Annotated in this window: 9 protein-coding genes; 5 read left to right on the plus strand and 4 right to left on the minus strand. The window is 69.6% G+C overall.

The genetic code is table 11. The features are described 5' to 3' along the window. The first annotated feature begins 133 nt into the window (after positions 1-133). Both HNO83_RS00540 and HNO83_RS00545 read left to right on the plus strand, forming a co-directional pair. The gene (locus tag HNO83_RS00540) at positions 134-3109 is read left to right on the plus strand and encodes a glycosyl hydrolase (RefSeq protein WP_349627037.1); all 2976 of its coding nucleotides are present in this window, start codon (positions 134-136) and stop codon (positions 3107-3109) included. Positions 3110-3175: 66 nt separating this feature from the next. Then, complete coding sequence (locus tag HNO83_RS00545; RefSeq protein ID WP_175335561.1) at positions 3176-3679, plus strand: MarR family winged helix-turn-helix transcriptional regulator; 504 nt, start codon at positions 3176-3178, stop codon at positions 3677-3679. Here the strand turns inward: HNO83_RS00545 and HNO83_RS00550 are convergent, their stop codons facing one another. The 4 genes from HNO83_RS00550 to HNO83_RS00565 form a co-directional block, all read right to left on the minus strand. Further along, a complete protein-coding gene (locus tag HNO83_RS00550) occupies positions 3680-4951 on the minus strand; it encodes an LCP family protein (protein WP_175335562.1) in 1272 nt (423 codons plus the stop codon). It abuts the gene before it with no gap. Between the two features lie 127 nt (positions 4952-5078). Further along, the gene (glpK, locus tag HNO83_RS00555) at positions 5079-6599 is read right to left on the minus strand and encodes a glycerol kinase GlpK (protein ID WP_175335563.1); all 1521 of its coding nucleotides are present in this window, start codon (positions 6597-6599) and stop codon (positions 5079-5081) included. 67 nt (positions 6600-6666) lie between these two features. Continuing rightward, positions 6667-7443 (minus strand): MIP/aquaporin family protein, encoded by a 777-nt coding sequence (locus tag HNO83_RS00560; RefSeq protein ID WP_175335564.1) that lies wholly within the window; start codon positions 7441-7443, stop codon positions 6667-6669. A 133-nt stretch (positions 7444-7576) separates the two neighbouring features. Continuing rightward, entirely contained in the window at positions 7577-9316 is a 1740-nt protein-coding gene (locus HNO83_RS00565; protein WP_175335565.1) for a glycerol-3-phosphate dehydrogenase/oxidase, read from the minus strand. A gap of 144 nt (positions 9317-9460) precedes the next feature. On the opposite strand from HNO83_RS00565, the gene HNO83_RS00570 reads away from it, so the two are divergent. The 3 genes from HNO83_RS00570 (at position 9461) to HNO83_RS00580 (ending at position 13105) form a co-directional block, all read left to right on the plus strand. Further along, positions 9461-10462: a sugar-binding transcriptional regulator gene (locus HNO83_RS00570; protein WP_175335566.1), complete on the plus strand. Its 1002-nt coding sequence runs from the start codon at positions 9461-9463 to the stop codon at positions 10460-10462. Between the two features lie 389 nt (positions 10463-10851). Beyond that, complete coding sequence (locus HNO83_RS00575) at positions 10852-11160, plus strand: hypothetical protein (protein WP_249776395.1); 309 nt, start codon at positions 10852-10854, stop codon at positions 11158-11160. Continuing rightward, the gene (locus HNO83_RS00580; protein WP_249776396.1) at positions 11150-13105 is read left to right on the plus strand and encodes an alpha/beta hydrolase; all 1956 of its coding nucleotides are present in this window, start codon (positions 11150-11152) and stop codon (positions 13103-13105) included. Before HNO83_RS00575 ends, HNO83_RS00580 begins: the two co-directional genes overlap by 11 nt. Positions 13106-13281: the final 176 nt, after the last annotated feature.

The raw sequence follows: 13281 nt of genomic DNA on the forward strand, positions 1-13281 counted from the left end.
ACGCCGTCCACGCATTCGCGTAACGGCGCGTTGAGTCCCATGGATGTTCGAGCGGACGTTCGCGCGCGAGGGTAGTGTCGCAACGACAATAAATGCTACGCTCACGACACCGTCGTTCGAAGGAGAACCGATCGTGACCGTGCCAGAGAACTCCCGCCCGCTGGAGCGCCACCGCGCCCCGCTGCAGGATCCGCCCATCGAGTACCGTCCAGAGCTGCGCTGGTGGCTGGCCGAGGGCCTGCACACCGATCGCACCCTGCGGTTCGAGATCGACGCGGCCCATCGGCTCGGCTTCGGCGGGATGGAGTTCCTCGCGATGGACGAGCAGGCCATCGACCACGCCCGCTACGGCTGGGGCTCGGAGGAGTGGGTGCACGACTCGCAGATCGTGGTCGAGGAGACGACCGCGCGCGGGATGTCGGTGAGCTTCACGTCGGGCACGAACTGGTCCAACGCCAACCTGCCGACGATCGACCCGGACCACCCGGCGGCGGCCCGCGAGCTGAACGTCGTGACGGAGGACGTGCGGGCAGGGACAGGCCGCACCGGGACGCTGCCGCGCATCGTGCTCGACGAGGAACGCGCCGAGAGCCTCCTCCCCGGCCACCGCGTCGCGCCGAGGACCCAGGAGTTCGTCGCCGCCGTCGCCGCCCCCGTCGTGTCGGAGGGCGAGGACGGCGCCGCGCCCGTGCTCGACGCGGACGCCGTGCTCGACCTGACCTCCCGGGTCGTGGACTGCGCCCTCGACTGGAGCCCCGACGCGGCCGACGACCGCGCCTGGCGGCTGTTCGTGTTCTGGTCGCACGGCACCGGCCAGACCGCCTCCCCGTCGGCGAGCGTCAACTACACGGTCAACTACCTGGACCGCGCCGGCGTCGACGCGGTCATCGACTACTGGCGGTCCACCGTCCTGACGCCCGAGCTGCGCGCGCTGATCGCCCGCAACCCGCGAGCGCAGATGTACATGGACTCGCTGGAGCTCACCACGTGGGGCGACGGCGGCCTCTTCTGGGGAGCGTCGGTCGCGCGGGAGTTCCGGGAGCGCCGCGGCTACGACATCGCCCCGTGGCTGCCGTTCCTCACCCGCAGCGTGCTGCTGATGGCCTCCGCGACCACCTACCGCTACCAGCCGACCGAGGCTCAGCGGCCGACGGTCGAGAAGGTCCGGCACGACTACGTCGAGACGCTCACCGACCTCTACATCGAGAACATGCTGCGACCGTTCGCCGCGTTCCTGCACGAGAACGGCATCCTGCTGCGCTCGGAGATCAGCTACGGCCTGCCCTTCGAGCTCACCCGCCCGGGGCCGGAGGTGGACGGCATCGAGACGGAGTCGCTCGAGTTCGGCTCGCAGATCGACGCCTACCGGCTGCTCGCCGGGCCCGCGCACCTCTTCGGCAAGCAGTACTCGTCGGAGACCGGCGCCACGACGCGCAACAACATGCTCGACCACCGCTTCTACGACCAGATCATCGCGACGCAGCTGGCGGCCGGCATCACGAAGACCGTGCTGCACGGCTGGGCCAGCACCGCGGGCGCGGAGGGCGCGACCGAGTGGCCCGGGCACGAGGGCATGTGGCCGGCGTTCTCCGAGCGGTTCGACCTCCGCCAGCCGGCCAGCGAGTTCTACCCGCAGTGGAACGCCGCCATCGGGCGCATCCAGTACCTGCTGCGGCAGGGCCGGCCGCGCATCGACGTCGGCATCCTGCGCACCGACCACTTCGTCGACAACATGTCCGGGATGTTCTTCCTCGACGCCGACGGCCACCGCATCCCCGACGAGGTCGCCTACGGCACGATGTGGATGCGGAACCGCGAGAACCACTGGTGGCAGGACCTCGGTATGCAGGACGCCGGGTGGAGCTATGAGTTCTTCGACGGCAGCCTGCTGCTGCGCGACGACGTCTCCTTCGCGCAGGGGCTCGTTCAGCCGGACGGCCCCGGCTACCAGGCGCTGATCGTCTACCAGGAGGCTCTGAACCCCGACGTCGCCCGGCTGCTGCTCGACCGGGCCAGGGCCGGGCTCCGCGTGCTCATCGTGAACGGCGCCCGCGAGCTGAAGCTGCTGCTGACCGGGGAGCACATCCTGAACGCCCGCGCGGCCTCGCGGACGCCCGGGCTGGACGGCCGCGACGCCGAGCTGGCCGAGACGATGGCCGCGCTGCGCGCGCAGCCGACCGTGGCCGAGATCGACGACCCCGCCCAGACCGTGTCCGCCCTGCGCGGGCTCGGCGTCGCCGGCCGCGCCGAGTTCGTCGCCGAGAACCGCTCCGTGCTCGGCTCGCTGCGCGAGGACGGCGACCTGCTGCACGTGTACCTGTACCACTTCCTGTACGAGACCGGGGAGGACACGGTCGTGGAAGTCGCCCTCCCGAGCGCCGGCACCCCGTACCGGGTCGACCCGTGGAGCGGCGCGCTCGCGGAGCACCGGGGAGTGCGACTCGACGGCGACCGCACCGTCGTGTCGGTCGCGCTCGCCCCCGGTGAGATCGCCCTCCTCACCGTGGACCGCTCCCAGGCGCCGACCGGATCGCGGCCCGCCGAGAGCGAGACCGTACAGCGGCTCGACGGCTGGAGCATCTCCGTCGAGAGCTGGGACGCGGGACCGGACGAGCTGATCGTCGAGGACCGCGGCCTGGGGTACGAGACCAGGGAGGTGCGTCCGACCACCGCAGTCACAACGATCCCGGTCGACGGGTCCGGGCTGCGTCCGTGGACGGAGCTCCCGGGCGTCGGCCCGGAGGTCTCCGGCGTCGCCGAGTACCGCGCCGAGTTCGAGCTCGACAGCGCCGCGGAGCCCGGCGAACGCCTGCTGCTCGACCTCGGCTCCACCGCGGGCGGCCTCGGCGTTGCGAGCGTCAACGGGGGCGAGGCGCGCGGCTTCGACACCTCGCGTCCGGTGGTCGACATCACCGACGCGGCGAGGGCCGGGCGCAACACCGTCACGGTCCGGGTCGCGAGCTCGCTGAACAACCGGCTGATCGCGCGCGGGTACTACGACAACATCCCGGACATGGGCCTGCTGCTGCTCGGACGCGAGGGCGGCCACCAGACGCAGGTGCGGCCGCACGGCCTGCTCGGACCGGTGACGGTCGTGCGCGAACGCTGAGCCGCGCGCGGCTCCGGGGACCGGGGCTGGGATACTGGCAGCACGTCGAACAGAGGAGGTGGCAGCATGTCGGACGTCCCCGACCTCTCGCCCGTCATCGAGCAGGATCCGTTCGACCTGCGCCTGTCGATCGCGTCGATCGTGCACTGGGCGGACAGCCGGGACGTGCGCGAGCGCGTGATGCAGAAGATCGGCTTCCCGGTCGACGACATCCCGATGTTCGTCGTCGTCAACCAGCTCGCCTACCGCGGGGCGCTGCGGCCCACCGACCTGGCGGCGACCCTCGGCACGGGAAAAGCGAACATCTCCAAGATCGTGCGCCGCTTGGAGGAGATCGGCCTGGTCGGGCGCGTGCCGTCGCCGCACGACGAGCGGAGCGTGCTGGTCGCCCTCACCCGCGACGGCCGCGCGCTCGGCGAGCGCATCATGGAGGTCGCCCAGGCGCAGCTAGACGAGGTCACCCTCGGCTGGAACCCGCAGGAGGTGGAGACCCTGCGCCGCGCCGTGGCGCGGTTCGCGCGGCAGGCGTTCGCCGGCCTGTCGATGACGCCGGGGCTGCGCGAGCGCTAGTCAGTTCCCCTTCGTGCACGTCTGCTCGTCGGCGGTCTGGCCGGTCACGTCCGACGGCAGGCTCACTCCGGTGGAGGACGGCGTCGGGGCCGGGGTGGAGCCGGCGGCCGGAGCCGTGGCCGCGGTCGTCGGCGTGGGGGTCGGCGTGGGTGTCGGCGTGGGCGTCGCGGTCGCCGACACCGTCCCGTCCCCGGTGTGCCCGGTGAGCACCACCGGGACGTCGGCGGCCAGCGCCTGCTTCAGCGCCGCGACCCCGTCGGGCTCGGGCACCACCCGGTTCGGGTCGTCCGGGTCGGTCATCGCCGGGTACTGCAGGAAGACGAAGTCGCTCAACGGGACGCTCTTGAGCGCCAGCGCGATCGACACCAGGGTCGTCGGAGAGGCGAGCGTGTCGGAGAGCTGGATGTTCGAGGTCGCCGCCTTCGCCAGCGAGTAGAGCGTGAACGGGTTGCCCAGTGTCCCCGCGCTCGTCGCCTTCCGGAGCAGCGCCGACAGGAACAGCTGCTGGTTGCTGATCCGGCCCAGGTCGCTGCCATCGCCGATCCCGTGGCGGCTGCGGACGAACGCCAGCGCCTGCGGGCCGACGAGCGTCTGCTGCCCGGCCGGAAGGTCGAGCCCGACGTAGGGGTCGGTGACCGGCGTCGCCAGGCACACCGGCACTCCCCCGATCGCGTTCGACATCGCGATCACGCCGTCGAAGCTGATCTCCGCCGCGTACGGGATGCTCAGCCCGGTGAGCGCCTCCGCCGTCAGCACCACGCACGAGAGACCGCCGGTGGAGAGCGTGGTGTTGAACTGCGCGCTCGACTGCGCCGAGGTCGAGCCGCCGCTCGGGGTCGGGCAGGCCGGGACGGGCACCATGAGGTCGCGCGGGATGCTGATGACGGTCGCGTGCGTGTGGTCGGCGGAGAGGTGCAGCACCATCGTCACGTCGTTGTTCCCCGCGCCCGAACTGCCGGCGAGCTCGTCGGCGCTCGAGAACTGGCCGCCCTGGCCCGTGCGGGTGTCCGTCCCCGCGAGGAGGATGTTCACCGCGCCCGACTCGGCCCCGACGCTCGGCGGCGCGGCGACGGACCTGCCGGACGCCGACACCAGGTGGATGGACGGCTTGAGCGAGGTCACCGTGTCCCCCACCGCGTAGGCGGTCACCGCCGTCGCCGAGACCGCCGCGACGGCGAGCACCGACGCGATCAGGCGCGCCAGCGGCCCCCGAGCGGTGCGCACCGGGAGCCGTCCGTGCCGGACCGAGTACACGCGCGCGGAATGCCTCATACGGCGACGCTAGAAGACCGGGCTGCACAGACCCTTTCCACTCGATGAGGAGGCCCGAAGGATCAGCGCAGAGGAAAAGCGGAACGCCGCCCGGCGCGAGCCGGACGGCGTTCCGTCGTGAGGTGGATCAGGCGTTGCGGACGTCGTCGTCGACCCAGTCGAAGGTCTTCGTGACGGCCTTCTTCCAGAGACGCAGCTGACGCTCGCGCTCGGCCTCATCCATGTTCGGCGTCCAGCGGCTGTCCTCCTGCCAGTTCTTGCGCAGGTCGTCCAGGTCCGACCAGAAGCCGACCGCGAGGCCGGCCGCGTACGCCGCGCCGAGAGCGGTCGTCTCCGCGACGACCGGACGCACGACCGGCACGCCGAGGATGTCGGCCTGGAACTGCATGAGGGTGTTGTTGGCGATCATGCCGCCGTCCACCTTCAGCTCCTGCAGGTCCACACCGGAGTCCGCGTTGACCGCGTCGAGCACCTCGCGGGTCTGGAAGGCCGTGGCCTCCAGCACCGCACGGGCGATGTGTCCCTTGTTGACGTACCGGGTGAGGCCGACGAGCGCGCCGCGCGCGTCCGCCCGCCAGTACGGCGCGAACAGGCCCGAGAACGCCGGCACGAAGTAGGCGCCGCCGTTGTCCTCGACGGTCTTCGCCAGCTCCTCGATCTCCGGGGCGCTGGAGATGAGCCCCAGGTTGTCGCGGAGCCACTGCACCAGCGAGCCGGTGACTGCGATCGAGCCCTCCAGCGCGTAGTGCGGAGCCTCGTCGCCGAGCTTGTAGCCCAGCGTCGTCAGCAGGCCGTTCTTCGAGTGGACGATCTCCTCACCGGTGTTGAAGATGAGGAAGTTGCCCGTGCCGTAGGTGTTCTTCGACTCGCCCGGATCGAACGCCGCCTGGCCGAACGTCGCGGCCTGCTGGTCGCCGAGGATGCCCGCGACGGGCACCTCGCGGAGCAGGCTGGAGGACTCGACCTCGCCGTAGACCTCGGAGGAGCTCTTGATCTCCGGGAGCATCGACTTCGGCACGCCGAACACCTCGAGGATGTCGTCGCGCCAGCTCAGCGTCTCCAGGTCCATGAACAGCGTGCGGGAGGCGTTGGTCACGTCGGTGGCGTGCACACCGCCGTCCGGGCCGCCGGTCAGGTTCCACAGCACCCACGTGTCGGTGGTGCCGAACAGCAGGTCGCCGGCCTCGGCGCGCTCGCGGGCGCCCTCCACGTTCTCCAGGATCCAGACGATCTTGGTGCCCGAGAAGTAGGTCGCCAGCGGGAGGCCGACGATCTGCTTGAAGCGCTCGGTGCCGCCGTCGGCCGCCAGGCGGTCCACGATCGGCTGCGTGCGGGTGTCCTGCCAGACGATCGCGTTGTAGACCGGCTCGCCGGTGTTCTTGTCCCAGACCACCGCGGTCTCGCGCTGGTTGGTGATGCCCACGGCCGCGATGTCGTGACGGGTCAGGTCGGCCTTCGACAGGGCCTGGCCGATGACCTCGCGGGTGTTGTTCCAGATCTCCATCGGGTTGTGCTCGACCCAGCCGGCCCGCGGGAAGATCTGCTCGTGCTCCAGCTGTCCGGTCGAGACGATCGATCCGGACTTGTCGAAGATGATCGCACGGGTGCTGGTCGTGCCCTGGTCGATGGCGACGACGTAGTCGGCCATAGGTAACTCCTTTGTTCTTTGGGGGTGGAACGGAGGAGGCCGGCGGGGTGTCCCCGCCGGCCCCGTGTCACTTCATGATCGGAAGCAGCAGGAGGGCGAGCCAACCGGCGAGCAGACCGCCGATGATCGGCCCGACCACCGGGACCCACGAGTACGCCCAGTCGCTGGAGCCCTTGCCCTTGATCGGCAGGATGGCGTGCACGATGCGCGGACCGAGGTCACGGGCTGGGTTGATGGCGTACCCGGTCGGACCACCGAGGCTGGCGCCGATGCCGATCACCAGGAGGGCGACGGGCAATGCGCCGAGGGCGGCGAGGCCGGCGGCCGTGCCGGGCTGGTGGCCGAAGGCGATGACCACGAACACCAGCACGAAGGTGCCGATGATCTCGGTGACCAGGTTCCAGCCGTAGCTGCGGATGGCAGGACCGGTCGAGAAGACGCCCAGCTTGTTGGCCGGGTCCGGCTCCTCGTCGAAGTGCTGCTTGTAGGCGAGCCAGGTGAGAACGGCGCCGATCATCGCACCGATCAGCTGGGCGAGGATGTACAGCACCACCGTGGCGAAGTTCACCGGCACCAGCGTGTGCGCGGCGGCCGAACCGAACGTCTTGGCCCCGTTCGCGACGAGACCCAGCGTCACGGCCGGGTTGAGGTGCGCACCCGAGTTGTAGGCGACCACGACACCGGCGAACACACCGATGCCCCAACCGAAGTTGACCATCAGGAACCCGCCGTTGAAGCCCTTGTTCCTGATCAGGGCGACGTTCGCCACGACACCGGTACCGAGCAGGAGCAGCAACGCCGTTCCCACCACCTCGGACAGGAAATCTACACCGATATTGTCCACGTTGACCTTCCAGTTGTTCAGTTGACCCGCACCCTGTTGTGCGATCTGGTGTGGTTCTCGTCAGGGTGGGCATCTGAACGCTATTGCGGTCGCGCTTGCCTTGACAAGAACCGTGTCATGCACGTTCGTGCATTTATCGAACAGCCGCGGCTTCGCTCCCGTCCCCCGACTTCAGCTGCACCCGGTGGGCGTCGGCAAGGTCCGCTACGAACGAATCTTCCTCCTCGGTGCGCCGGTTTGGCGACCATGCAAGCGCGTTTGCCGCGATTTCGCCGATCTCGTGCACCAGCGCCGGGGTGATTGCGCCGGTGAAGGCGAGGCTGGTGCGGCGCAGAAACACGTCGGACAGGTGCACGACGTGCTCGTTGCGGATCACGTGGTCGACCTCCGCGCGGGAGTACGTGGGGGCCGCGGCGAGCGGGGTGTCGTCGCCGTCCCAGCCGGCGATGGCGTCGATGACGAAGCTCGCCTTGGTTCCGTAGCGGTGCAGCAGCGTGGTGGCGCGCTCCGTACCCACGTCGGCGCCGTAACGGGCGACCCAGTCGCGCTCCGCCTGCGGCGTGGTCGGGAAGCCGGCCCCGCCGCCGATCGGCAGGCCGAGGGTCTGGACGGTGCGGGTCGCGCCGAGGGCCTTGAGGGTCTCGTTCGCGAGGTGCTCGCTGAGGGCGCGGAACGTCGTCCACTTGCCGCCGACGAGGCTGAGGACCGTGGTGTCGCCGAGCCCCGCGATCGTGCCGGGCACGATGCGGTAGTCGCGGGACACGAACCCGGGCGCGGTGTCGTCGTGGTGCGGCAGCGGGCGCACGCCGGAGAAGGTGTAGACGATCTGCTCGCGGGTGACCGGGATCGTTGGGAAAACGTGCGCGACCAGCTCGATGAAGTAATCGATCTCGTCCTCGGTGATCACCGCGCGCTCGCTCATGTCGGCGTCGATGTCGGTCGTGCCGACCATGACCCGGCCCTTGAGCGGGTAGATGAGCACGATGCGGCCGTCGTTGTTCTCGAAGAACATCTCGCGGCCCTTGCAGGCCTCGAGCAGCTCCGGGTTGTCGAGCACGATGTGGGAGCCCTTGGTGCCGCCCATGTACCGGGTGGCCTGGCCGAGCGCCTCGTTGGTGAGGTCCGTCCACGGGCCGGAGGCGTTGACGACGACGTCGGCGGTGATGACGAACTCCTCGCCGCTCTCGCGGTCGCGCACCAGCACGCCGCCGTCACGGGTGCCGACGGCCTCCACGTAGTTGACGGCCCGGGCGTGCGGACCGGCGGCGAGGCCGTCGGCGAGCACATCGAGGGCGAGACGCTCGGGGTCGTGCACCGACGCGTCGAAGTAGGTCGCCGTGTACTTCAGGCCGGGGTTCAGCGCGGGGAGGATCTCCAGCGACTTCTTGCGGCCGTGGAAGCTGTGCCGCGGAACCGTGCCGCCGGCGCGCGAGAAGGAGTCGTAGATGGTCAGGCCGGTCTTGATGAGGAACGCGCCGCGCTCCTTCGGCTTGCCCTGCTTGTGGGTCAGGAAGCGGAGCGGGGCGGCGAGGATGCCGGAGAAGGTGGAGTAGATCGGGATGGTCGTCTCGAGCGGCTTCACGTAGTGCGGCGCGATCTTCAGCAGGCCGTTGCGCTCGGTGACCGACTCCTTGACGAGCCGGAACTCGCCGTTCTCGAGGTAGCGGATGCCGCCGTGGATCATGTGGCTGGACGCCGCCGAGGCGCCGGACACGAAGTCGTTGCGCTCGACGAGCACGACGTCGACGCCCTGCAGGGCGAGGTCGCGGAAGGTGCCGAGGCCGTTGATGCCGCCGCCGACGACGAGGACCTGTGCTCGTGGCCGCTCGATGAGGCGCTGGACCTCGCTGCGTGTGCTCGACTTCGTCGTCACGGTTCTCTCCTGGTTCTGCTGCGTGCCGGTGTTACTGCGAGCTATAGTCTTCGTGGCGGCACAACTTCGATCAAGCTCGCTGCACATACGTGCATCGCCCGTTCGCCCGAGGAGGAACAGCCGCCGGAGGAGAAGAGGCCCCGAATGCCCCAGCCCGACACCGAGCACCTGCCCGACAAGGTCCGCGACGCCCTCAAGGCGGGCCACCTGTACTACATGCAGGACCTGACGATGGAGGCGATCGCGCACGAGATGCACACGTCGCGCTCCAGCGTCTCCCGGCTGCTGAGCTACGCCCGCTCGTCGGGCCTGGTGACCATCCAGATCGCCGAGCCGCACGAAGGTGCGACGCGCATCCAGCAGTCGATCCACGAGCGCTACGGCATCGCGGCGCACATCGTCCCGATGCCGAGCGCGATCAGCGACGTCGACCGGCTCGAGCGCGTCGCCATCTCCGCTGCACGGATTCTCGACCGCTTCGTCGACTCCAACCAGACGGTCGGGATCGCCTGGGGCTCGACGATGAGCGCCCTCAGCAGGCACCTCATCCCGAAAGAGCTGCACAACGTCGAGTTCGTGCAGCTGAACGGCGCGGGCAACACGTACACCACGGGCGTGCTCTACGCGTCGGAGATCCTGCGCCGGTTCGGCGACACGTATTCCGGCACGATCCAGGAGTTCCCGGTGCCTGCGCTGTTCGACGACCCGCAGACCAAGGTCGCGATGTGGCGTGAGCGGAGCACCCGGCGCATCCTCGACATCCAGGAGCGGATGGACGTCGCCCTGTTCGGCCTCGGCTCCCCCTTCTCGGAGGTGCGCTCGCACGTCTACGCCGGCGGCTACCTCGACCAGGCCGACTACGCCTCGCTCGACGCCTCCGGTGTCGTCGGCGACGTGGCGACCGTGTTCTTCCGCGAGGACGGCAGCCACCACGGCATCCCGCTGAACGAGCGCGCGAGCGGACCGGACATCGACCTCATCAAGCGCGTCCCGCGTCGCGTGTGCATCGTGTCCGGCCCGTCGAAGGTGCACAGCCTGCGCGGCGCCCTCGCTGCGGGGCTCATCACCGACCTCATCGTCGACGAGGGCACGGCCCGGGCGCTCGTGCAGAGCGCGCACGAGGCGACGGCGGCCGAGGCGGCCTGACACCCGGCGCCGGCCCTCGTCAGGCCGTGCGCCGGTTAGTGCACGTTGTGGGTGTGGAGCGGGATGCCGCCCGTCGACGTCACGGTGCGCCGTCGTAGCTCCACGGCTGCTCGGCCGGCACCGTATTCGCACCACCTCGTGTCGACGCCGGGAGGCACATACACGTCGGTCGCGCAGAGTCGCGCAAAGTCGGCCGGCCTGCCGAAAGCAGGTCGATGAACACAACGCCACCACGGTGAGTCGCGTCGAGAGGACGCCACCCGTGCGACTGCATCGTCAGGAGGCGATCGGTCGCAGTCACGTGCTCCGGCACATCCGCCCCTGATTGCGGACAGGCCGTCTCCGCTGCCGGGATCACCAGTGATACCCTCCCACAAATATAAATTGACATGTTTGGGGTGCAGATGGTGGGGTTCGGTGTCGATGCTGACCGGCTGCTGGAGGGCTCGAAGGCATTGAAGCGGAGTTCCGCCGGATCTCGTCCGTCAGGGGACCAGGGGGATGGTTTCGGGTCGTCGGTGGCCCGCGGTGCCCTGGCCCGGTTCGAAGGCTATTGGGTTGCGGGGCAGTCGGCTGTCGACGAGTCGGTGGTCGGCCTCTCCGGCGTTCTCGAGCAGGTGGCCGCCGCATACGAACGTCGGGATGCGGACGACGCCTCCCGGTTCCGCGTCGATGGGGGTGAGCTCGTTGGCTTCTAGGTGGGCCGACTGGTCGCCGGCGGGGTTCGAGACCGATCCGACGCCGGGCGACCCCGCGTTGGTGGATGGCCTGTCCTCCCATCTCACGAAGTGGGCGGGGAAGCTGGAAGGTCAGGCCAAGGCCGCGGATGACCTGGTGAACACGGGCTTGGAGGCTGCGGCATGGTCGGGGCTCGCCGCTGACGTGTTCCGCGACCGGTTGCGGACGCTCGCGGATGCGGCGCGGGTCGCGTCCTCCCAGCACACGGCGGGTTCCGCGGCAGCGACGACCTGGCGGGCGTCGATGAAGACGTCGCAGGACGCCGCGGACACGGCGTTGCAGGACGCGGAAGACGCCCAGGCCGACGTTGAGGAGGCGCAGGACAAGCTCGCGACACTGAGCGCGGAGCACGCAGCCCTTCTTCTGGTCGCGGAGGCGCTGCAGAAGGCATACGCCTCCGGAGCCGAATCCTCACGCTCGAAGATGCTCGATGCACGCCGGAAGGAGCAGGACAGCGAAGACAAGCTGATCAAGGTCCGGTCCACGATCGAGGACGCCCAGGAGCGCCTCGACGACGCCCGGAAACGCGCCACACTTGCCAAGTACGAGTACGACGCGGCGGAGAAGACCTTCGCAACTGCTCTGGACGACGCGCTGCACGGCGCCATGCCCGCCATCCCCGCCCAGCAGCTGGCGTCGTTCGGGATGGCGGTGAGCAAGCTCTCCGCCATCCCGGGCTCGGCCAGCGTGAACGCGTCGCTGATGGACACGCTCACCACCCTGACCCCGGACGAACTCCGCGCCCTGATCGCCCAGGACCCGGAGATCGTGCAACGGTTCTGGGAACATCCCCCGTCGCCGGACAAGGCCGCGGCATGGTGGAAGCGCCTCCTCCCCGAGCAGCAGGCCGCCTTCCAGGCCGCCGCACCCGAGATCCTCGGCAATCTCGCCGGGCTCCCGTACGGCGTGCGGAACACGTGCAACCTCGCCGCCTATGAGAGCGCGACGAAGCGGGACGATCTCACGCCGGAGCAGCGGAAAGTGCTCACTGCTCTGGCGAAGGTGCTCCGCGACAAGGCCGCCTCGCTGGTCTGTTTCAACCTCGACGCGTCCGTGCCGATGGTCGCGGTCGGGTACGGCGACCTCGACACCGCCGACACCGTCACCTGGGCCGCCCCCGGCATGCAATCCGACGCGACCGACGGCACGACGGGCTGGTCACGCGCGGCTTGGAACCTCTACGACCAGCAACGGTTGCTCGACGGTGGACGTTCGCATGGCGTGGTGGGCTGGCTGGGCTACGACACTCCGGACCTGGTCAGCGTGAACAATCCGGCATTGGCGCAGGACGGCGCGTGGCGGTTCGCGAATGAGTTGGACGGCACCCACGCCGCGCGGGCCGGGAAGCTGCCGTACGTGGGAGTGGTGGCCCATTCCTACGGCACGACCATGGCCGCGAACGCCCTGACCCATACCAAGTACCCGGTGGACTCGTTCACCATGCTCGGCTCCGCCGGGATCGACGCCGACACCGTCCACTCCCTCGCCGACCTGCACGTGAAGAAGACCGGAGGGGTGCAGGCGATCTACACCACCTCGGCGCAACTCGACTTCCTCGCCCCGTTCGGCTCGGCCATGGGCGGACGCGCCCAGCCCAACCCGGAAGCGGCACAGTCCCCCGGAGCGTGGGCGGCACCGACCGTGGGATGGCTGAACCCGCCCAAGACGATGACCGGCGCCCAATCGTTCTCCTCCGAAGGCGCCACCCTTCCCAGCGGTCAGGTACTCAAACCCACCCAGGGCCACAGCCCGATCGGGGAGAACGTCGGACCCAACCTCCTCAACGGGATCGCACCCGAAGGCCACGGCTACCTCGACCGGGACACCGAGTCGCTCTACAACGCGGCACTCACCACCATCGGCTTGCCCGGTGATGTCGTTGGCGGACTGAGGAGCACCAAATGAATCCCAACACGCCCACGATCATCAGACGCGTCGTCACACGCGCCGCCGTGGCCGCGCTCGCCGTGACACCTCTAGGAGGATGCATGTCCGTCCCCGCCCTGAGCGGCCCCGCCCCGCAGTCCCCGGGCACCCCGCAGAAGACCATCACCCAACTGCTCACCCAATGGGCCGACCTC

It is taken from the genome of Leifsonia sp. C5G2 (assembly GCF_013359685.1).
GTDB lineage: Bacteria > Actinomycetota > Actinomycetes > Actinomycetales > Microbacteriaceae > Leifsonia.